We start from the raw sequence: 20,312 nt of genomic DNA on the forward strand, positions 1-20,312 counted from the left end.
GAACGAACGTGAAAAAGGATGCCAAGCGAGCATCCTTTTGTTTTTTGGGGTAATGCCCATTTTGAAACACGAAACAGAGGAGGAGCAGTTCTATCCGCTCCACTCCGTTCATATGTTAATGACAGACGGCTAACGGGGAGGGATGCGCAAAGGAAAATCTACACAGACAATATTCTGAATATTATAAAAATATAGCTGTCAGACCGGAAGGGGGTGGAATTTCATTTTACTCTTTTTTGGACCAATCAAGAGGAGGGGAAGGCGTGCGATTTGACCGTCCGTTTGAACAGTATGCACTTGGCGAGCGCCACCGTTCGCGCGGGCGGACGATTACCGAAGCTGATATTGTGCAGTTTGCCGGCGTTTCCGGTGATTTTTATCCGCTCCATCTCGACCGCGAGTACGCACGGCAGACGCGGTTTGGCGAACGGATCGCCCACGGGATGCTGACAATGTCGGTGGTGACGGGACTATGGGTGATGGAGCCGGGATGTGTGCTCGCTTTTTACGGCATCGACGCGCTCCGCTTCGTCCGTCCGGTGAAAATCGGCGATACGATTTACGTGGAATCGGAAGTGAAGCGGTTGACGGAACGGGGCGAGGAAGCCGGGCTCGTCACGGTGCATCAGCGGATTGTCAACCAGCGGGAAGAAACGGTCGTTGATGCCGTTGTGCATGTGCTTGTAGCGCGGGAAGGGAAAGCTCCATGACGGGCTTGTGAAACGTCATGACGGTCTGACAAAGAAACGAGTCCATGACGGTTTGTTTTTGGAAGCGCTAACATTATGTTCGTTTTTTTGCTATCATCCATTTGTTTTTCCGTTTCCATGAGATGCGCGCACTTTGATTGCGTGAAAGGGGTGTTGTGAATGGCTGTAACGATGATGGATACGGTGGAATTGAAGCGTCAAAAAAAAGCGGGCGGCGATTTCCAGTGTGGTCGGTACGACGATTGAATGGTACGATTTCTTCCTTTACGGGACGATGGCCGCTCTCGTGTTTCCACAATTATTCTTTCCAGAGGGAGATTCGTACGTCGCCCTGATGCAATCCTTTACCACCTTTGCGTTAGGATTTATCGCCAGGCCGGTCGGCGCCGCGATTTTCGGCCATTTCGGCGACCGCATCGGGCGGAAGGCGACGTTGGTGGCCACTTTGTTGCTGATGGGGTTGGCGACCGCGCTGATCGGCCTGATGCCGACCTATGAGCAAATCGGCCTGTGGGCGCCGGTGCTGGTGACCGCGCTGCGTCTCATTCAAGGCATCGGGGTCGGCGGGGAATGGGGCGGCGCAATTTTGATTGCGATGGAGTGGGAAGAAGGCAAACGGCGTGGGTTTATGGCCTCGCTGCCGCAAATGGGCGTGCCGTTCGGGCTGTTGTCCTCTTCCCTTGTGACGACGCTGATGCTTGCGGCGGGCGGCGACAGCTTTTATGCGTGGGGATGGCGCGTTCCGTTTCTCATAAGCTTCCTTCTCATCGCCATCGGGCTGTACATCCGGCTGAAAGTGCTCGAATCGCCGCTGTTCCAAGAAGCGATGAAAAAACAAGAAACGAGCAAGATGCCGGTCGGCGAGGTGCTGGTCAAGCATCCGCGCGAAATTCTATGGTCAGCGCTTGCGCGGGTGATTGAAAACGGGTCATTCTACATTTTTGTCACGTTTATCGTCAGCTATGGGACGACATTTTTGGGGATGGAAAAAAGCGTTTTCGTCAATGTGACGATTATCGCTGCGGTGATCAACGCGCTTTCGATCGTCTATTCCGGCCATTTATCCGATCGGTGGGGCCGCCGCCGCGTCTACATGACGGGCACGATTTTGTTGATGCTTTGGGCGTTTCCGTATTATTGGCTTGTCAATACGAAAAGTGTCGGGCTGATCTTCTTGGCGACGGTCGTGGCCATGGTGTTCCACGGCATGCTGTATGGCCCGCAGGCGGCCATGATCGCGGAAAACTTCCCGACGCGCTTGCGCTACAGCGGCGCTTCGCTCGGTTACCAGTTGGCATCGATCATCGCCGGCGGCCCAGCGCCGCTCGTGAGCACATGGCTTTTGCACAAATACGGCAGCGCCACGGCCATCTCCTTCTATATCGTCGTCATGGGCTTGATTTCGCTGGCTGGGGTGAAAATGCTTCAAGACCGCGCGCGCCAGGCGATTGATTAGATTAATCAGACTGAACTCCATTATGGGCGCCTTTGCGTTCAGGCAAGGGCGCTTCTTCCTGTCGCCTGCTAAGGATGCCGATGGACGGATATGTTTGCCTTATACGTTCATGCTCATGATTATGGTTTTCTGCTTGAATCCGAATGTTTCATACAGTTTCATCGCTTGATTCCCTGCATATACACGCAAACGAACCTCTGAATATCCATCTTGTTTCAGATGTTCGATGCCGGTTTCTATTAATTTCCTTGCAATTCCCTTTCCTCTAAATTCTTCTAACACAAACAACTCGTAGATGAATCCATATCTTTTCTCACTAAGTGGGTCTTGGCTTGCTCCGATTAAAATCCAACCTATGAGATGATGGTCTTCCGTTGCGATCAAATAATAGCTCCCTTTCTGCAATAATGGCTCAATCAGTTGTTTGACTTTTTCATCTGACGGTTTTGCTTCGCCTAATGTGCCTTCGAATAATGCTTGTGGTGTAAGTGATAAAATCTTTTTGTATTCCGAATCGTTTGGTTTTCTAATTTCCATGGAGTTCCCCTCTCCCAACTATTCATAGATTGTTGGTTAGGCTTTTTTTAAGCACTGGATCTTCGAAAGTCACGGTCTTCACAACCACGGCGGTCTCCGGGCATCTTTAGGCCATGCCGTTCGTACGACGATCGGTTGGCCGCTTGTCGCCGCCAACCGTCTTCCTTGGGTATTTTCCAGGGCCATCCACTTGCTTTTGATTTCCCTACTTTTCAAGCAATCCCCGAACATCTTTCTCTGGAAGATCCACCAACCGGGCAATGTCTTCCACCGTCATTCCTTTGCGCGCCATGTTGCGGATTAGTTGCTTCATTCCTTGTTTCATTCCTTGCTTGATCCCTTGTTGAATCCCGCGTTTGATCCCTTCTTCCAATCCTTCTTTCCTTCCTTTTTGCTCATAGGAAATGATCAGCTCCAACACTTTTTCTCTTTCTTTCGTTTCCATCGCCTTCACCTCTCTTTGCAGTTGCTGTTCTTCCTCCTCCGACAAACTTCACATACGTTTCAAAAAAGCCCAAGAGCAGCCGCTGCCTCGCTTCATCCAGCTCCAATCGCACCAACATGCGCAAAAACTCTTTTTTCAACTCGACTTTCTCATTTTCAGTATACCCCATTTTGCCAAGATTCTGTTTTGTATTGGCTTCCCGTCATCCAAGCACCGACCTGCCAGCACCACAAATGTTCCTGAACTTTTGGTTCTTGTCGAAAGAGCGGGGGTGCGCTAGTCTTGGACAATGCTTGGATTCATCATGTGATACGTCTTTTATAGAGACGAAGTGTTGAACGCTGTCCCACCTGCGCTTGCGCTTGAAGGTGGGGGCATCGATTCATCCCATACTTACGCTTATGCGTGGAAGTGGAGGTCTTCCCGGTGCGGGATGATAAAAATCCATTTCTTTATATGAGAAAGGGGCAAACCATGTCTAAGACGGATCGAAAAAACAACGCTTGACAACCGCCCTGTCTTTCATATACGATGAAAATGTAATCGATTACATAACTGAGAGGACTATAACGAATGGCAAGCATAAAAGACGTGGCGAAACGGGCGAACGTATCGACGGCCACCGTGTCGCGCGTGCTGCGCAACGCGGGCAACGTCACTGAAGAGACAAGGCAGCGCGTGCTCGAAGCCATTGAAGCGCTGAACTACCAGCCGAACGTGCTCGGCCGGTATTTGCGGCGGATGGAGACCGAGACGGTGCTCGTCGTCGTGCCCGATATTACGAATCCGTTTTTCTCGAAGGTGCTGCGCGGCATTGAAGCGGTCGCCCTCGAGCACGGCTATCAGGTGCTGCTTGGCGATACGCAAAACGATGTCCGGCTTGAGGAGCAGTATTTGAATTTGCTGCCGCAGCGGCAAGTCGACGGGATGATTTTTTTGACCGCCCGCATCCGCAAAGAGCTGGTGGAAGAGATGGCGCGGCAGTTTCCGATCGTCTTGGCGTGCGAGTATTTGGAAGGGGCGGACATCCCGACCGTTTCGATCGACAACATCAGCAGCGCCCGCAAGGCGACAGAACACTTGATCCGTCTCGGCCATCGCCGCATTGCCCACCTGTCCGGGCCAATGAACATCATTTTAAGCCGCGACCGGCTGCGCGGCTACTACCAAGCATTGGCGCAGCATGACATCGACGTCGATGCCGCGCTTGTGCAAGAAGGCGACTTTTCCTACGAATCGGGATACAACATGACATTGAAGCTGCTCGCTCTTGAGAAGCCGCCGACAGCGATTTTCGCCGCCAACGATGAGATGGCGATTGGGGCGATCAAAGCGGTTCGCCATCGAGGCGGACGCGTTCCCGACGATGTGGCCGTTGTCGGATTTGACGACATTCAAATGGCCTCGATTTTTGAACCGAGCCTCACGACGATCGCCCAGCCGATGTTTGAGATCGGGCAAAAGGCGATGGAATTGCTGCTTGCGCTCATTGAAGGAACGAGCGCGCGGCGGCGTCAGCTTGTTCTTCCCGATCGGCTCGTCATTCGCGATTCGTGTGGAGGAGAGCGCTCTGGGCAAAGGGGCTGACAGCGCTCTCTGTCCGGTGCGGGGGAACGGGCGGATTTTTTAGCATGGTGATGTAATCGATTACATCACTTAGAAAACGGACGGCGAATCGGTGGAGCATATGGGACAGAGAAAACAAATGAGCGCAAGGGGGAAAAGGACATGGGAAACACACTTCCAATCCGCCTCGGCTTGATCGGAGCCGGAGGGATTTCCAATGAACACATCAAGGCGGCGCTAAACCTTTCGGAGCGCGCCGTCTTGCAGGCGATTTGCGACGTCAATGAACAAGCGGCTGTGGAAAAAGCGAAAACGTACGGCATCCGTGAAGTGTATTGCGACTACAAGGAACTGCTCGCTTCACCAGATGTCGATGCCGTCATCATTACCGTGCCGAATTTTTTGCACGCCCAAGTGTCGGTCGACAGTTTGCGGGCCGGAAAACACGTTCTTTGCGAAAAGCCGATGGTGACCAAAGCGGAAGAGGCGGACGCCATCATCCGCGCCCGAGACGAATCAGGCAAGCAGTTTATGGTGGCGCTGAACAACCGCTTCCGCCAAGCGGCGCAATGGCTTCATGAGCGAATCCAATCTGGCGCGTTCGGTGAGATTTATTACGCGAAAACGGGTTGGGTGCGCCGCCGCGGCATTCCCGCATGGGGGGCGTGGTTTTTTGACCGCGAACGCTCCGGCGGCGGCCCGCTCATCGATTTGGGCGTCCATATGCTCGATGTGACGCTTTGGCTGCTCGGGAACCCGAACCCGGTCGCGGTGACGGGGAAAACGTACGCGAAGTTCGGCCCGCGCCGCCAAGGGGCATGGCCGGGAACATCGTTTGCGCCTGATGCCGCCTATACGGTCGAAGATTTCGCCTCGGCGTTCATCCAGCTCGAAAACGACGCGACGGTGCTGCTTGAGACGAGCTGGGCGTCGCATATTGAAGAAGAGCGGGCATATGTCGAGTTTCTTGGCACGGAAGGCGGCGTGCGCTGGGAGTGGAATATCGCCGGAAACCGCCAAGAAGTGAAATGGTTCCGCAACGAACACGGCGTTCCGGCCGATGTCACGCTCCATTTTGATGACCAGAGCGAGCGGGTGGCGCTCCTTGACCATTTCTTGACGAGCATCGCCGAGAACACGCCGCCGCTTTGCACCGCTGAACAAGGGCTTACGATCGCTAAAGTGTTGGAAGCGATTTACGAATCATCTGAACAAGGGCGGCAAGTCCGCATCGAATGGTGAGAAACGCTCCATGAATCGCACTGGCATCCCAACGAGCCGCGAACATGGAGAAACATTCCAAAAAACACTCGGCCTAGCCGCATACAGGCAGGCCGAAAGAACCAGGGGGATCAGCGAATGACCACACCGATCCGCGTCGTCGTTTGGAACGAATTTCGCCATGAAAAGAAAGATGAACAGGTAAGAGCCATTTATCCGGAAGGCATGCATACTGTCATCGCGCGCTACCTGGCTGAAGCGGGATTTGACGCCGCGACCGCTGTCTTGGACGAACCGGAGCACGGCTTGACCGACGAGGTGCTCGACCGGTGCGACGTCCTCGTCTGGTGGGGGCATATCGCCCATGATGAAGTGAAAGATGAGGTTGTCGAACGCGTCCACCGCCGCGTGCTGGAAGGAATGGGGCTCATTGTCCTTCATTCCGGCCATTTCTCGAAAATTTTCAAAAAGCTGATGGGGACGACATGCAATTTGAAATGGCGCGAAGCCGATGAAAAAGAGCGTCTCTGGGTCGTCGCCCCGGGCCATCCGATCGTGGAAGGAATCGGACCGTACATCGAGCTTGAGCAGGAAGAAATGTACGGCGAGTTTTTCGACATCCCAGAGCCGGACGAAACGATTTTCATCAGCTGGTTTGAAGGCGGAGAAGTGTTCCGCAGCGGTTGCACGTTTACGCGCGGGAAAGGGAAAATTTTCTACTTCCGCCCTGGCCATGAAACGTACCCGACGTACCATCATCCGGATGTGCTGAAAGTGATCGCCAACGCCGTAAGCTGGGCCGCGCCGGTCAACCGCGGGGAAATCGTCTTCGGCAACGTCAAGCCGCTGGAGCCGATCAAAGCGAAACAAGGAGGAGTGACGCAGTGAAACCGATCAACGTCGGCATTATCGGCACGGGCTTTTCCGCTTCTTCCCATATTGAGGCGCTTCGACGCCTGCCGTTGGTGAACATTGTCGCCATCGCCTCAAGCAGCCAAGAAAAAGCAGAGGAAGCCGCGCGCCGGTTCGGGATTCCGAAAGCATACGGCGACTACCGCGCTTTAATTGACGACCCGGACGTCGAAGCCGTTCACAACTGCACGCGCAACGTTTCGCATTTTCCCATCAACAAGGCGGTGCTTGAGGCGGGAAAACATTTATTGTCGGAAAAGCCGCTCGCCATGGACAGCGAACAGTCGGCGGAATTGAAGCGGCTCGCTGAACAAAGCGAAAGCCTTAGCGCGGTCTGCTTCAACTACCGCCACTACCCGCTCGTTGTCGAGGTGAAAGAGCGGCTTGCCCGTGAGGCGAAGCGCGTCCATTTCGTGTACGGCGGCTATGTGCAAGACTGGCTCTTGTATGACACCGACTACAACTGGCGGCTTGAGCCGGCGCAAAACGGCCCGTCGCGCGCCATCGCCGACATCGGTTCGCACTGGTGCGACACAGTGCAATACGTGCTCGGAAAACGCATCGTCGAAGTGTTCGCCGACTTGCGCACCGTCCATCCGGTTCGCTACAAGCCGAAACAGGAAGGGAGCACGTTTACATCCGGCAACAACCAAGACGCGGAGCCAGTCCAGATTGACACCGAAGACGGCGGCAGCGTGCTCGTCCATTTTGACGACGGCACCCATGGGGCGTTTACGATTTCCCAAGTGAGCGCCGGCCGGAAAAACCGGCTCTATTTTGAAATCGCCGCCGATGCCATGACGCTCGCCTGGGACCAAGAGCACCCGAACCGCCTCTGGGTCGGGCGCCGCAACGGCCCGAACGAAGAAATCGTCCGCGACCCAGCACTCTTGTCGCCGCAAGCCGCCGCTTACGCCCATTATCCGGGCGGCCATGAGGAAGGCTGGCCGGACGGGCTGAAAAACCTGTTCCGTGATTTTTACAGCGCCATCATCCGGAAACAACGCGGCGAGGCGCTCGGGGAACTGCCGTTTGCGACGATCGCCGACGGCCATCGCACGATGGCGATCGTTGACGCCATTTTGGAAAGCCATCGCACCAAACGGTGGGTGCGGGTGGCGGAATAAGCGGCGTCAGCGCGGCCAGCACGGGCGCGAACGGCGCGCCAAAACAAAACGACACGGGGGGGCCGGCCGCCGACCGGCCGGCTTCACACCGCTAGAAAGGGGAGAAGAACGAGATGAAAGTAGGCGTATTTACCGTCTTGTATCAACAGCTGCCGTTGGAAGACATGCTCGACAAAGTCGCCGCCATGGGCATTGAGGCCGTTGAGCTTGGCACCGGCAATTACCCGGGCAACGCCCATTGCGATCCTGATGCACTTTTGGACCAGCCGGAAAAAATCAAAGCTCTGAAAAAAGCCGTCGCCGACCGCGGCCTTGTGATCAGCGCCTTAAGCTGCCATGGCAACCCGCTTCATCCGGACAAAGCGTTCGCGAAACAGTCGCATGATACATGGAGGAAAACGGTCAGGCTCGCTGAGCAGCTTGAAGTCCCGGTCATCAACGCCTTCTCCGGCTGCCCGGGCGACCATCCCGGCGCCAAATACCCAAACTGGGTCACGTGCTCCTGGCCGCCGGATTACTTGGAAATTTTAAAATGGCAATGGGAAGAAGTCGTCATCCCGTACTGGCGTGAAGAAGCAGCGTTCGCCAAGGAGCACGGCATCACGCAAATCGCCTTTGAAATGCATCCGGGCTTCGTCGTCTACAACCCGGAAACGCTCCTCAAACTGCGCGAACACGTCGGTGAAGCGATCGGCGCCAACTTTGACCCGAGCCACTTGCTTTGGCAAGGCATCGACCCGGTTGAGGCGATCAAACTGCTCGGCCGCGAAAAAGCGATTTTCCACGTCCATGCGAAAGACACGTACTTAGATGAAGCGAACATCCGCAAAAACGGCGTGCTCGATACGAAACATTACAGCCAAATTCTCGATCGCTCATGGGTGTTCCGCACCGTCGGCTACGGGCAAAGCGAAAAAATGTGGCGCGACATCGTCAGCGCCCTGCGCGCCGTCGGCTACGACTACGTGCTGTCAATCGAACACGAAGATATGCTCGCTTCGATCGATGAAGGGCTGTCAAAGGCCGTCGCCCTCTTGAAAAAGGTGTTGTTCAAAGAAGAACTGCCGGAGATGTGGTGGGCATAAAAAGAAGGCGGCAAGGAGACCGAGGCGCTCTTTGCCGCCTGTATGCTTGCTTTGACATCTGCCGCCAAGAGGATCTCGCGTGTTCGCATACGGACATTCGTCCAGCCGCAAACGGTTTCTGGCGGGAAGCCGTCGTTGCCTCTTGTCCGTTCGGGCGCTTTGGTGAGGTCATGGACGCCAGTGGACGGACTCTTCCCGGCGGTTGATCCACTTCATCAGCATCCGAACAGAAAACGATAGAAGGAAAATGGTTACATACGAATGCATCCATGTCCACGCATGATATCGAATCAAATTGGTATGCCTTTCATAAAGAACTTCCACGAATGTCAAAGCGGCTGTATACAAGGCGCATTGTCCGACAATGCCGAAAAAGCTCGAATGGTACGATGTTCGATAAAAATACACACACATGATCGGATACAGAAAGTATTCAAACAAGATGCTCGTGTCGAAGTATTGCCCCAAAAACCTCACGGGATAGTCGAGCAAATGCTTTTCGACCACAATGACACCGAAAAAGGTGGAAAAATAAGCTTTCAATAAAAACACGAGAATCACGTCTTTAATGGGCGGTTTGCGCAAGCTGAAAACCAATAGGATGAGGCCCAGCGCCAGCAACACCCATAAGTGGATTCGATCCATGTCTTCATCCTCTCCTGTCAGGGGTTCTGTTGTCCAGCCTGTGCTGTGCGGCCGATCAGAATGTCATAGATCCACCGGGCGTTTGATCAGGCATGGGCGCAAGCGCGGCTGTAGACCGATTCATGCAGGGCACCCAAGGCGCAGCCCCCGTTTACATCGCGTGCGCCGTCTCACGGCCGATGCGCCCTTTCATGAACAGTAGCCGATGCCCATCCACCGTCAAATCGATCATCGCCCCGTTCAATATGTCTTCGCCTGATTTCCGCCCGTTCGCCTGCAAATACTTCACTCGATACCATTTTCGTCCATATTCAAAATAGAGATACTGTCCGCGCTGGAAATCGATCCAAAACTTCACCCGCTCGCCATTTACGTTCTTCCATACATACCCCCACGCCCGGTCTTGGCGGATCGGCGCCATTTTTGGACGCGCGGAATTGATGGCTTCATAATACAGGCGGTGTTTGATGTCAAACAGCACCATCCCGTTTGCCTCCTTTTGGACATGATACTATATGTATAGCGCCAAATGGGCAAAAATAGACATGCTGGCTCACTCATTTCGTCTCAGCATTCGCCCTGCGAGCAACCGAACGGCCAACGTCAACAGAAACATTGTAACGAGTGAGTATTCCCACTTCCAACCATGATATTCGATCAAATCCGTATGCCGTTCAAAGACAACCTCAAGGGCCGTCAGCACCGCCGCATACCCCGCGCATTGCGCCGCCACACCCGGCCAGCGCGCCCGGCGCGAGGTGGCATAGACGTACACACTGACAACCGGATAGAGAAGATATTCAAAAATGACGCTGTTATTTGTATAAGAAGCAAAAAAAACGGACCGGATACTCGAGCAGCCCGGCCCCTGCCACGATCGAACCTTCCCTTGTTGGAAGAAAACGGAAGCTGAGCCCCAACAAACCGATGCCTAGCGCAGCAAGCAGCCAAAGAATCCATTGTTCCATGATCGCCCCCTGGATGCGAATGATGTCGATTTTTCTTTAGTATGGGATGAGGGAGGGGGGAGTATGTGAATTTTTTCGTGTTTTCATTTTGCGACAGCGCAATAGGACTTAGAAATGATGGTCTCCTGTATGTTCTGTCCTATGAAAAAAAAGCGGAATTTTGTAAAATAGTAGTATAGTTTTGTAAATGGAGGAATGAACATGCCAATATACAACAAACTCGTCCGTGACCGCATTCCCACCATTATTGAACAGTCAGGAAAAACGTTCACCGCCCGCATACTTGGTGATGAAGAGTACCGAAAGGAACTGCAGAAAAAAGCGTTTGAGGAGCTTGAGGAATACGTCCAAGCGAAAACGGATGAGGCGGCTCTTGAAGAACTCGCAGATGTATTGGAAATTATTCATGCTTTAGCCCAATGCCATGGCGCTTCGATCGAACAAGTGGAACAAATCCGCGCCCAAAAGGCAGAGAAGCGCGGCGGCTTTCGGGAGAAAATTTTCTTGATTGAGGTTCACGATGAGTAAGGTGGAGTTGATTTCCAACCGCCTCCTCGACAAGTTGCAGGAACAGATAGGACGCTCGTCGACGATATACATACTGACATCGTTTGCCATGAAGTCCGGCGTTCACCTGTTGAAGGACAGTTTGCGGGCAGCTGCAGAGCGGGAGGCGGATATCAAAATTTGCGTTGGTGATTACTTGTTTGTCACCCAGCCAGAGGCGCTGCGCGAGCTCATATCCGTCCATCCAGACATTGAAGTTCGCTTGTATCGGAGCAAGGGCATATCCTTTCATCCGAAAGCGTACCTGTTTGAAGATGCAGAAGGCGGCTACTTCATTGTCGGTTCTTCCAACTTGTCCCGTTCAGCGCTCACTGAAGGTGTCGAGTGGAACCTTGGATTGGATAAGAGCGTTGATGAGGATGTATTTGCCGAAGCAATGGAGCAGTTTTTAAAGCTGTTTTACGCCCCGGAAACCGTGCCGGTCAATCGAGAAACGGTTGCTGACTATGAAAACGAGTATCAAAGCTGCCATCAGCGGCACCCCAATTTGGCCCGCATATGGGCGGAGACTGAGGAAATTGAGCTGATGCTTCCGACGGAAACGGAGAAGAAGCAAGAGAAGGAGATGACGGACAAGACCGATGTTGTCCATGAAGCGGCGGCGCCATACGGAATGATCCAGCCGCGCTTTGCCCAAGTTGAGGCGTTGGAGCGGCTGGAAGCAGCCTATGAAGAAGGATACGACAAAGCGATGGTGGTCATGGCGACTGGGCTCGGGAAAACATACTTGGCCGCCTTTTTTGCCCGCCGCTTTTCGCGGGTGCTGTTTATCGCCCATCGTGAGGAAATTCTTCGTCAAGCGAAGCGCTCGTTTGAACGCGTGATTCCTGATCGGACAGCAGGACTGTACGATGGCAACCAAAAAGACAGAGATGCCGACATGGTATTTGCCTCGATCTTTACGTTGAGCATGAAAAAACATTTGCATTCGTTTCGCTCGGACGCATTTGATTTGATTGTTGTCGACGAGTTCCATCATGCGGCGGCCCGCTCGTACGACCGCGTCCTTTGTTATTTTCAGCCGAAATTTTTGCTTGGCATCACTGCTACTCCAGATCGGAGCGACAACAAAGACGTATACGCCCTTTGCGACGGAAATGTCGCGTATCGCATCGATTTTATCGAAGCGGTGCAGCGCGGTTGGTTGGCTCCCTTCCATTATTACGGGGTCTACGACGACACAGACTATTCGCAAATCAAGTGGCTTGGCAATCGCTATGATGAGGAAGAATTGCTTCAAGTGCAGCTTCGCGAGGAGATGGCAGAGAAGATTTTGCGAGCGTGGGAGAAGTATAAGAAAACAAGGACGCTTGTTTTTTGTTCATCGATCAGGCAAGCTGATTTCCTGTCCGAATATTTCCAACGCCGCGGCTACCGGACGGTCAGCCTTCATTCAAAGCAGACGGTCATTTCGCGCCAGCAGGCCATTGCCATGTTGGAGCGCCGTGAATTGGACGCTATTTTCACCGTGGACTTATTCAATGAAGGAGTGGACATTCCTTCCGTTGATACGCTCTTATTTGTAAGGCCGACGGAATCATTAACTGTCTTCACCCAGCAAGTCGGGCGCGGGCTGCGGCTGTATGAAGGGAAAGACTATTGCGTCATTATCGACTTAATCGGAAACTACCGCAATGCGGATGTCAAACTGCGTCTGTTTGATACGTGGCGAGATGAGACAAAGAAAAAGGCGCGGGAACCCATTGTGCCAACCGTTCCAGAAACGTGCGAACTGCATCTTGATATACAAGCCATCCATCTTCTCGAAGAGATGCAGAAAAAACGCCAGCCGCGCAAAGAACGGCTGCTTGCTGATTATCGGGAGCTGAAACAGGAGCTTGGCAGACGGCCGACGTATTTGGAACTGCATCTCCATGGCCGAAGTGAAGCAGCGGAATACAAACAAGAGTTCGGATCTTATGTCGGCTTTTTATATTGGGCAGGGGAGTTGTCGGAGCTGGAAAAGGAAGTGTTCCGAAAATACGAACCATGGCTTGTTGAAGTGGAGCGCACGGTGATGTCGAAAAGCTACAAAATGGTGGTCCTAAAAGCTATGCTGGAGCGCGGGTCATCGGGCTGGCATGAGCCAATTACCCCGCAACAAGCGGCGGCGTTCTTTCACCGGTACTTAACGGAAAAAGAATATCGGAAGCGCATTGATTTTTCCGATGGGGAAACGAAACGCCTTTGGCAGTACGACGAGGAAAAGGTGAGCAAACTGATCGCCCGCATGCCAATGACGAAATGGAGCGGCAGTTCAAGGGGGCTGATTTCCTTTGAAAACAACGTGTTTGCTCTCCAGTTTTCCATTGCGCGCGAACACGAAGAAATATTGTACAACTGGACAAAAGAGATTTGCGAGTATCGGTTGCATGTGTATTTTGAGAAAAAGGAAGGCTTGATGAACTAAGAGGTTGGTGATTTAGTACAAAATACTCCCATCTCCACATGTTTCTCAATTAGAGAAAAACTGTGGAATCAGCCTTCTTTTTGGCGAAATACCGTTGATTTGCTCGTGACAGCAGTTTGTCACCGGCATTCTAGAAGACTGGTGATTTAGTGAAAAATTGCAGAAAACAAAGCCTCTTCTCAAATTGAGAAGTCCTGTAAAATCAACGTTTCTCTTTCAGCCGAAAGCAACGGGTTCGGGGAAATCGGTCGTTTTTCACCAGTCCTCTAAGCTTTAAGAATTTGCAGTGAACCGTATTTTAGCGGACGAATGGGAGAAATCTTGATTTATCAAGGGCAGTGCTTCATTATTTGCGTAACATTAAAAACACGATTATTACTTTACTGCAAAATACGGTATAATTGATGCGTAGGCATTAGCGTGAATTGCTTGCTACATCAATAAATATTATTTTGTAACTGATAGGGTTTGATCTGAACAGAGAGGGATTTAAAGTGCGTTGCCTCAAATTCATGATTCGTCTCCTTCACAAGTTTGATCTGAACGGAGAGGGATTTAAATTTTCAAAAAGGAAAATTCCTTTTTGTTCTAATGTTTGTTTAATCTGAACGGAGAGGGATTATAAGGCCGCTTGTTTGCAGCGGCCTTAGTTGAGCGCTCCAATGAGCGCATCCCTGGTATCACAGTGAGGCGCTAACTAATCGCCACTCCTGCACTCGCATACCCCATGACGGAAGCGGCGATTGAAAGGCCGGAAGTGGTGGTGAAAAACGCCATGAGCAGCCGGTCGCCAGCATTAACAGGCACGTTTAATCCTGTGACAATGCCGCTGGCGTTTTGGACTAGGGAGATGGGAAAGGTGATCGACGGCGTTAATGTAATGAGCGTGCCGGGAATAGGCGAAAATACGTTGCTGGATGGAGAAGTGGCGATATACAATTGAGCGCGGATCGTAGCCGTTCCTAAAAGCGCTGTGCCCGCTGTGGCGGAAAAATTCGCTGCGACAGCAGTAATGATTCCTGAACGCGGGACGGTAAAGGAAAAATTCGATGTCCCGCCAAGGTTTATCGTTCCCCCTACTAAGCTGATGCTCGAAGCAGCGTTGCCAAATCCGATCAAACTTGCGGTGTCGGCCAAATCAGCTATAGTGGCGGTCAACACAACCGTTGTTCCAGAAGCGAATGGAATGATGGCTCCTGCTCCAGCAGGCCCCGTAGGTCCAGTCGGTCCTTGAGGTCCGGTGGGTCCTTGGGGTCCGATGGGTCCCGTGGGTCCTTGAGGTCCGGTGGGTCCTGTAGGCCCCGTCGGTCCTGTTGGTCCGGTATAGATTTTTACAATCGGCGGCCATGTTCCGCATAAAGGGGAAAGACATTTTACTCGAATAGGACGTCGGTCAGACAAGCGGCATAACCTCCTTTCATCGCGATTCATCGGCTTGGTGGAACGTGCTTTCGGCGGCGAGAATGGATTGCAGCAAGCATTCGTTGTGCAACACTGCGGGATGCTGAGGAACGTATTGTTTGGCTTTTTCGTTATGTTGGTATGCTAACTCGTACTCGCCCATGTAAAAGTAACATACACAAAGCTGCAAGTGGGGAAGCCAAGTCCAACAAGCATGATGAACAAATCCCCAGCTGTCGGAAGGCATTGTGAGCTGAGTGGCTAAATGGTACCAAAATGCGGCAAGCCGATATTGCTTGCGCTGAAGAAAGTAATAGCCGAGCCGGCAGCAGCATTCAGCCCGAGGGGTATCGTATTCGAAAGATTGGTACACATATCGAAATGCCTGTTCTTCATCACCAAGTGCGTAAAAATAGTCTGCCAACTTTCCGCAGGCGGCGATGCAATCTTCCACCCACCCTTTTTTTGTCTGCAAAAACTGTTCATAATACTGAATGGCCCGCTCGTATTGTTGATGGTCGAACAGTTCGTTGGCGAAGTAAAAGAGATCTCTTGGCGAAAATTCTGCTCCTTGTGCCAACTGCCTTTCATAAATTTGCAAATTTCGATCTGAAGCGCAGCGGTTCGGTTGATGAATAATGGTAATATCGCTGTTGAGAATCGTTCCCCATACTTCTAGATATTCATGAACCATCCCATGCCATCGGAAGCGGTTGGACCGTTTGACGAGGCGGTTTCGACGGACGCTCGAAATCGTCTTCCCATATTCATCTTGGGCAAGGCTGTAAATCATGGTGACTGAATCGATGTCAGACGGAAGGGTGTGCTTCAGTGTGAGAAATTTTGTTTGCTCTTCTGCCGGCAGGATATCGTCTGCGTCCAGCCAAAAAATATAGTCCATTGCGGCGTGGGAAAAGGAGAAATTTCTCGCCGCAGAGAAATCATCGCTCCAAGGAAAGTCGATGACTCGTGCGGTGTAGGATCGGGCGATTTCTTTCGTGCGATCGGTCGACCCTGTATCCACAATCACGATCTCGTCCACGAGATGTCGGACGCTGTCCAAACAGCGGGCAAGGACATCTTCTTCATTTTTAACGATCATGCAAAGGCTGATGGTGATCAATTTCCTTGCACCTTCCTTTCGACCATGTTGCTGCTTTACAATCATGCAGGAATGTGCTTATGCCAATGCCGCATGGCGCTGTAAAAAAGAGAAAAATAGGCGGGGCGAAGAAAATCCCTTCATCCCCTTGGCTGATAAATGGAGGAGATGAAGGGACTTGGTTTTTTGGCGGGTCGGCTTTAAGTGGCAGCTTTCTGTAAGGCGGGTGCTCGCCAAATCTTATCGCTTCGAAGCGTCAGCACAAATAGGAGGGTTTAAACCGCTTCAATAGGAATGAATTCCCATTTGTTCACATCAAATAACCCTTGGTCGGTCAGCTTGAGCTCCGGGATGACCGGCAAGGCGAGGAAGGACAGTGTGATAAACGGGTTGAAGGCATGGCTTGAGCCGAGCGAGTCCAGCGCTTCATGGATCTGTTTCAATCCATTTAACACTTCAGTATAATCTTTTCTTGTCATCAATCCGCCGATCTCAAGCGGTAATCCAGCGAGCACCGCTCCGTCTTTGGCGACGGCAAGCCCGCCTTGTTGTTGGCGGAGCTGTTCAATGGCGACGATGAGGTCGCGGTCGTTTGTGCCGACGGCGATGGTGTGGTGCGAATCGTGCGCGATGGAAGAAGCGATGGCGCCTGCTTTGAATCCGAAACCGCGGACGATGCCAAGGCCAATGCCGAGGCCGCGATGGCGTTCGACGACAACAAGCTTCAGCAAATCCCGCTCGACCGAAGGGGAAAAGGCCCCGTCCCGGACATCGACTTCGGTGACAAGATGGTTCGTATGCAAATGGTTTGGGATGATCTCAATGACATGGGCTTTGTTTCCTTTCCGCATCGGAATGCAAAGATCGGCTTCGGTGACCGGTTGGCAACGGATGGATTGCCGCAATGTTGGTTCAATGCCGCAAGCCGATCGTTCGGAACGGAATGTGGCCTGCCCCTGCTCGGCCGCCTGTTTTCCGGATTTAAACACGTGAGAGATTTTCAGCGTTTCCAAATCCTCAACGAACAAAAAGTCGGCGTCATACCCCGGGGTGACAGCTCCCTTCGTCGGCAACCGGTAGCACTCGGCGGCGTTTAAAGTGGCCATTTGGATCGAAAGAAGCGGGTCGAGACCGGCGCGAACAGCGAGCCGCACGTTGTGGTCGACGCTGCCTTCGAACCATAAGTCGTCGAGATGTTTATCGTCTGTGCAAAACAAAAAGCGGCGCGCGTTGTACTCCGTGACGGCAGGAAGAAGCTTTTCGAGGTCTTTGGCGACCGAACCTTGGCGAATGAGCACGTACATGCCGCGGCGAACGCGTTCAAGCGCTTCGTCGGCGGTGACGCATTCATGGTCCGTATGGATGCGGGCGCTTCGGTAGACGTTGATGGCGTTGGCATCAAGGCCGGCCAAGTGGCCGTCGATGAGGCGGTTGGCGTTTGCCGCGAGCGCCAGTTTGTCGAGCATCGACGAGTGTTGTTCCCTTAATGACGGATAGTCCATCACTTCCGCCAATCCGAGAACGCGTTCATCGTTGAAAAACGGCGCCAGTTCCGCAGCGGATAAGGAGGCTCCGGCATGTTCGAACGAAGTGGCGGGCACGCACGACGGCAGCATCATATACACATCGAGCGGCGTCCGTTTCGCATCGTCGAGCATAAATTGTATGCCGCGGACGCCAGCGACATTGGCGATTTCGTGCGGATCGGCAATGACGGTCATCACGCCATGCGGGAGAACGACGCGGGCGAATTCGCTCGGGGGCACCATCGACGATTCGATATGCACGTGTCCGTCAATCAGCCCCGGGCATATATAACGCCCTTCGGCATCGATCGTTTTCCTTCCCTCATAGCGCCCGATGCCGACGATCATTCCTTCCGCAATGGCGAGGTCTCCTTCGATGATTTCGCGCGTGAACACGTTGACGATTTTCCCGTTTTTGACAACGAGATCCGCTTCGGTTTGTTTCGCTGCGGTGGCTAGCTGTTTTTGTAAGATCGAATTCATGCTGCTGACTCTCCTTTCCTCATGTCCATCGCCTGATCATCGGCGGAAATTGGTTTCATTGTAATGAGCCAGCTGACAAGTTGTCAACCGCTTTGGTTCGTTTTTTGCCATGCGTATGGCGCTGTTGTTTTCGCCTCTCTTTGTAATGTAACAATGTTATGTTGCAATTAACAAAAGGAAGGGGGTGTGCGGCTCATGGAACAAGAATTGATCTCGAAAAAAGAACTGCTTGAGCTGACGGGCATTTCGTACGGCCAGCTTTACCGCGATATCACAGCATTTTGGCCATGTTCATTTGCCTGAAATGGCCTCAAAACTGTCGAACTCAGGAAATAAAATCCGGCGTTTTAGGGCTGTCTCACAAAGATGAGATAGCCCTTTTTACATATGGCTTGACAAAGAAACAGTTCTTCAGTTAATGCCACAAGCAATGGATAGCATATTGCTTTTCTTATTTTTGGGCCATTTCAAAATAAAATTTGTCTGGAAATGGAGAGCCACTCTTTCCCAAATAGTATACATAATGAACAATAGTGTATTTTTTGATACTATGTAAAAATAAAGTGCGTACTTTTAAAGACAAAACATACATAGTATACTCATCAGTGTGTAAGAGATAAACACATAAAAATACTACTGCTTATGCAACCTGCAAAATTTTTATGAGAGGTGAAGGATTCATGGAATTACAATTAGCATTGGATCTCGTAAACATTCCAGAAGCGAAACAATTAGTAAAAGAAGTTGAGGAGTATGTGGATATTGTAGAAATCGGCACTCCAGTTATCATTAATGAAGGTCTTAGAGCTGTAAAAGAAATCAAACAAGAATTTCCTCACTTAAAAGTATTGGCAGACTTAAAAATCATGGATGCCGCCGCATATGAAGTCATGAAAGCGTCCGAAGCCGGAGCCGACATTATCACGATACTTGGAGTTGCTGAAGATTTGTCCATCAAAGGTGCTGTGGAAGAAGCTAAAAAACAAGGCAAAAAAATATTGGTGGACATGATCGGGGTTAAAAATTTAGAAGAACGAGCGAAAGAAGTAGATGGGTTTGGAGTCGACTATATTTGCGTACACACAGGTTATGATCTTCAAGCAGTCGGCAAAAACTCTCTTGAAGACCTTGCCACAATCAAACGTGTCGTGAAAAACGCAAAAACTGCGATCGCAGGCGGCATTAAATTAAACACATTGCCTGAAGTCATTAAAGCAAAACCTGATCTTATCATCGTAGGCGGCGGTATTACTGGCCAAGAAGACAAACGCGCTGTAGCTGCTGAAATGAAAAAAATGATCCAACAAGGTGAATGAATGATGCAAGCTACGCAATATTTAGGAGAAATCATCAAAGAGTTAAATCGGACAGCCGATTTAATCGCCGCGGGAGAAGCGGAAAAATTGGTGAATGAGATTCTCGAAGCAAAGAAAATTTTTGTAGCTGGCGCAGGCAGATCTGGATTTATGTCCAAATCTTTTGCGATGCGAATGATGCACATGGGGCTAGACGCCTATGTCGTAGGCGAAACCATCACCCCTAACCTAGAACAAGACGACATTTTGATCATTGGATCGGGTTCAGGGGAAACGAGAAGTTTAGTTTCCATGGCTGAAAAAGCGAAAAGCTTAGGGGCAACCGTAGCGTTAGTGACCATTTTCCCTGAATCGACCATTGGACAATTGGCTGATATCACGGTCAAATTGCCTGGCTCGCCTAAAGACCAGTCAGATAACGGATACAAAACGATACAGCCGATGGGATCGCTTTTTGAGCAAACCCTCTTGCTGTTTTATGATGCGGTCATATTAAGATGCATGGAGAAAAAAGGATTGGACTCCAATACCATGTTCAAAAGACACGCCAATCTGGAATAGAGTATAAGGAATGCTGCGCAGACATCTTTAACCATTCGAAATTTTAAACTATTTAAACGAAATTTTCAACTTAATCACGGGGGAAAGGAGAGAAGGCCGCAAAGCTTTCTTTAAGAAACGCTTTGCGGTCTTTTTTTGATCGGGAGATTGGATTCTTGTGATCGATCCATGATCGTTCATTCCCTTCGTGCACATCAGCCGCTCTCCCACTATCAGCATTCCCTCGATGATCATTACAAATCAAATCGGTTATAGTCGGAACGCGGGGGGGGGG

The 20,312-nt window shown here is 51.5% G+C and carries 19 protein-coding genes and 3 pseudogenes; 12 read left to right on the top strand and 10 right to left on the bottom strand.

Going from position 1 to position 20,312, the window contains the following annotated elements; all coding sequences use genetic code 11:
* Positions 1 to 263: 263 nt before the first annotated feature.
* Together JCR24_RS15330 and JCR24_RS15335 are read left to right on the top strand one after the other, a co-directional pair.
* Positions 264 to 710 (top strand): MaoC/PaaZ C-terminal domain-containing protein, encoded by a 447-nt coding sequence (locus JCR24_RS15330; protein WP_238980912.1) that lies wholly within the window; start codon positions 264 to 266, stop codon positions 708 to 710.
* 159 nt (positions 711 to 869) lie between these two features.
* Positions 870 to 2,166: pseudogene (locus JCR24_RS15335) on the top strand (MFS transporter).
* A 99-nt stretch (positions 2,167 to 2,265) separates the two neighbouring features.
* Here the strand turns inward: JCR24_RS15335 and JCR24_RS15340 are convergent.
* Entirely contained in the window at positions 2,266 to 2,703 is a 438-nt protein-coding gene (locus tag JCR24_RS15340) for a GNAT family N-acetyltransferase (protein ID WP_238980914.1), read from the bottom strand.
* A gap of 205 nt (positions 2,704 to 2,908) precedes the next feature.
* A pseudogene (locus JCR24_RS15345) lies at positions 2,909 to 3,326 on the bottom strand (RpnC/YadD family protein); the annotation flags it as partial.
* A gap of 395 nt (positions 3,327 to 3,721) precedes the next feature.
* On the opposite strand from JCR24_RS15345, the gene JCR24_RS15350 reads away from it, so the two are divergent.
* The 5 genes from JCR24_RS15350 (at position 3,722) to JCR24_RS15370 (ending at position 9,059) form a co-directional block, all read left to right on the top strand.
* The gene (locus tag JCR24_RS15350) at positions 3,722 to 4,735 is read left to right on the top strand and encodes a LacI family DNA-binding transcriptional regulator (RefSeq protein WP_238980915.1); all 1,014 of its coding nucleotides are present in this window, start codon (positions 3,722 to 3,724) and stop codon (positions 4,733 to 4,735) included.
* Between the two features lie 141 nt (positions 4,736 to 4,876).
* On the top strand, positions 4,877 to 5,956 hold the full coding sequence (locus JCR24_RS15355) for a Gfo/Idh/MocA family protein (RefSeq protein ID WP_238980916.1): 1,080 nt from the start codon (positions 4,877 to 4,879) through the stop codon (positions 5,954 to 5,956).
* 117 nt (positions 5,957 to 6,073) lie between these two features.
* Positions 6,074 to 6,823, top strand: a complete 750-nt coding sequence (locus tag JCR24_RS15360) for a ThuA domain-containing protein (RefSeq protein ID WP_238980917.1) — start codon at positions 6,074 to 6,076, stop codon at positions 6,821 to 6,823.
* Positions 6,820 to 7,974 carry a Gfo/Idh/MocA family protein gene (locus JCR24_RS15365; protein ID WP_238980918.1) on the top strand — a complete coding sequence of 385 codons (1,155 nt, stop codon included), beginning with the start codon at positions 6,820 to 6,822 and terminating at the stop codon, positions 7,972 to 7,974. Before JCR24_RS15360 ends, JCR24_RS15365 begins: the two co-directional genes overlap by 4 nt.
* 113 nt (positions 7,975 to 8,087) lie before the next feature.
* Entirely contained in the window at positions 8,088 to 9,059 is a 972-nt protein-coding gene (locus JCR24_RS15370) for a sugar phosphate isomerase/epimerase family protein (RefSeq protein WP_013144983.1), read from the top strand.
* A 168-nt stretch (positions 9,060 to 9,227) separates the two neighbouring features.
* Here the strand turns inward: JCR24_RS15370 and JCR24_RS15375 are convergent, their stop codons facing one another.
* The 4 genes from JCR24_RS15375 to JCR24_RS15390 all read right to left on the bottom strand — a co-directional run bounded on the left by JCR24_RS15375 (position 9,228) and on the right by JCR24_RS15390 (position 10,672).
* Positions 9,228 to 9,704, bottom strand: coding sequence for a CBO0543 family protein (locus JCR24_RS15375; RefSeq protein ID WP_238980919.1), 477 nt, complete (start codon positions 9,702 to 9,704; stop codon positions 9,228 to 9,230).
* Positions 9,705 to 9,855: 151 nt separating this feature from the next.
* Positions 9,856 to 10,188 (bottom strand): hypothetical protein, encoded by a 333-nt coding sequence (locus tag JCR24_RS15380; protein ID WP_069304350.1) that lies wholly within the window; start codon positions 10,186 to 10,188, stop codon positions 9,856 to 9,858.
* Positions 10,189 to 10,257: 69 nt separating this feature from the next.
* Entirely contained in the window at positions 10,258 to 10,554 is a 297-nt protein-coding gene (locus JCR24_RS15385) for a CBO0543 family protein (RefSeq protein ID WP_370643381.1), read from the bottom strand.
* Positions 10,520 to 10,672: a hypothetical protein gene (locus tag JCR24_RS15390; RefSeq protein WP_231925947.1), complete on the bottom strand. Its 153-nt coding sequence runs from the start codon at positions 10,670 to 10,672 to the stop codon at positions 10,520 to 10,522. Before JCR24_RS15390 ends, JCR24_RS15385 begins: the two co-directional genes overlap by 35 nt.
* 201 nt (positions 10,673 to 10,873) lie before the next feature.
* On the opposite strand from JCR24_RS15390, the gene JCR24_RS15395 reads away from it, so the two are divergent.
* Together JCR24_RS15395 and JCR24_RS15400 are read left to right on the top strand one after the other, a co-directional pair.
* A complete protein-coding gene (locus tag JCR24_RS15395; protein ID WP_238980920.1) occupies positions 10,874 to 11,200 on the top strand; it encodes a nucleoside triphosphate pyrophosphohydrolase in 327 nt (108 codons plus the stop codon).
* On the top strand, positions 11,193 to 13,649 hold the full coding sequence (locus JCR24_RS15400) for a DEAD/DEAH box helicase family protein (protein ID WP_238980921.1): 2,457 nt from the start codon (positions 11,193 to 11,195) through the stop codon (positions 13,647 to 13,649). The genes JCR24_RS15395 and JCR24_RS15400 overlap by 8 nt, the downstream gene beginning before the upstream one ends.
* A 693-nt stretch (positions 13,650 to 14,342) precedes the next feature.
* On the opposite strand, the gene JCR24_RS15405 is transcribed toward JCR24_RS15400, so the two are convergent.
* From JCR24_RS15405 to ade, 3 genes are all read right to left on the bottom strand, one after another.
* Positions 14,343 to 14,810 carry an exosporium glycoprotein BclB-related protein gene (locus tag JCR24_RS15405; RefSeq protein ID WP_238980922.1) on the bottom strand — a complete coding sequence of 156 codons (468 nt, stop codon included), beginning with the start codon at positions 14,808 to 14,810 and terminating at the stop codon, positions 14,343 to 14,345.
* Between the two features lie 256 nt (positions 14,811 to 15,066).
* Positions 15,067 to 16,173, bottom strand: coding sequence for a glycosyltransferase (locus JCR24_RS15410; protein ID WP_238980923.1), 1,107 nt, complete (start codon positions 16,171 to 16,173; stop codon positions 15,067 to 15,069).
* 254 nt (positions 16,174 to 16,427) lie between these two features.
* Positions 16,428 to 18,161: an adenine deaminase gene (ade, locus tag JCR24_RS15415; RefSeq protein ID WP_238980924.1), complete on the bottom strand. Its 1,734-nt coding sequence runs from the start codon at positions 18,159 to 18,161 to the stop codon at positions 16,428 to 16,430.
* A gap of 195 nt (positions 18,162 to 18,356) precedes the next feature.
* Here ade and JCR24_RS15420 point away from each other — a divergent pair.
* The 3 genes and pseudogenes from JCR24_RS15420 to hxlB form a co-directional block, all read left to right on the top strand.
* A pseudogene (locus JCR24_RS15420) lies at positions 18,357 to 18,428 on the top strand (DUF4004 family protein); the annotation flags it as partial.
* 413 nt (positions 18,429 to 18,841) lie between these two features.
* Positions 18,842 to 19,477, top strand: a complete 636-nt coding sequence (gene hxlA, locus JCR24_RS15425) for a 3-hexulose-6-phosphate synthase (RefSeq protein WP_015375155.1) — start codon at positions 18,842 to 18,844, stop codon at positions 19,475 to 19,477.
* Positions 19,478 to 19,480: 3 nt separating this feature from the next.
* Positions 19,481 to 20,038, top strand: a complete 558-nt coding sequence (hxlB, locus tag JCR24_RS15430; RefSeq protein ID WP_238980925.1) for a 6-phospho-3-hexuloisomerase — start codon at positions 19,481 to 19,483, stop codon at positions 20,036 to 20,038.
* A 70-nt stretch (positions 20,039 to 20,108) separates the two neighbouring features.
* On the opposite strand, the gene JCR24_RS15435 is transcribed toward hxlB, so the two are convergent.
* Positions 20,109 to 20,312: hypothetical protein (locus tag JCR24_RS15435; protein WP_238980926.1), on the bottom strand; the 204-nt coding region annotated here is incomplete at its 5' end.

This window comes from Geobacillus sp. YHL (assembly GCF_022341265.1).
GTDB lineage: Bacteria > Bacillota > Bacilli > Bacillales > Anoxybacillaceae > Geobacillus > Geobacillus thermoleovorans.

Bases quoted from the DNA above. Each gene is read 5' to 3' on its own strand.
- JCR24_RS15340 (WP_238980914.1), bottom strand. From the start codon at position 2,703: ATGGAAATTAGAAAACCAAACGATTCGGAATACAAAAAGATTTTATCA.
- JCR24_RS15350 (WP_238980915.1), top strand. From the start codon at position 3,722: ATGGCAAGCATAAAAGACGTGGCGAAACGGGCGAACGTATCGACGGCC.
- JCR24_RS15355 (WP_238980916.1), top strand. From the start codon at position 4,877: ATGGGAAACACACTTCCAATCCGCCTCGGCTTGATCGGAGCCGGAGGG.
- JCR24_RS15360 (WP_238980917.1), top strand. From the start codon at position 6,074: ATGACCACACCGATCCGCGTCGTCGTTTGGAACGAATTTCGCCATGAA.
- JCR24_RS15370 (WP_013144983.1), top strand. From the start codon at position 8,088: ATGAAAGTAGGCGTATTTACCGTCTTGTATCAACAGCTGCCGTTGGAA.
- JCR24_RS15375 (WP_238980919.1), bottom strand. From the start codon at position 9,704: ATGGATCGAATCCACTTATGGGTGTTGCTGGCGCTGGGCCTCATCCTA.
- JCR24_RS15380 (WP_069304350.1), bottom strand. From the start codon at position 10,188: ATGGTGCTGTTTGACATCAAACACCGCCTGTATTATGAAGCCATCAAT.
- JCR24_RS15390 (WP_231925947.1), bottom strand. From the start codon at position 10,672: ATGGAACAATGGATTCTTTGGCTGCTTGCTGCGCTAGGCATCGGTTTG.
- JCR24_RS15395 (WP_238980920.1), top strand. From the start codon at position 10,874: ATGCCAATATACAACAAACTCGTCCGTGACCGCATTCCCACCATTATT.
- JCR24_RS15400 (WP_238980921.1), top strand. From the start codon at position 11,193: ATGAGTAAGGTGGAGTTGATTTCCAACCGCCTCCTCGACAAGTTGCAG.
- ade (WP_238980924.1), bottom strand. From the start codon at position 18,161: ATGAATTCGATCTTACAAAAACAGCTAGCCACCGCAGCGAAACAAACC.
- hxlA (WP_015375155.1), top strand. From the start codon at position 18,842: ATGGAATTACAATTAGCATTGGATCTCGTAAACATTCCAGAAGCGAAA.
- hxlB (WP_238980925.1), top strand. From the start codon at position 19,481: ATGCAAGCTACGCAATATTTAGGAGAAATCATCAAAGAGTTAAATCGG.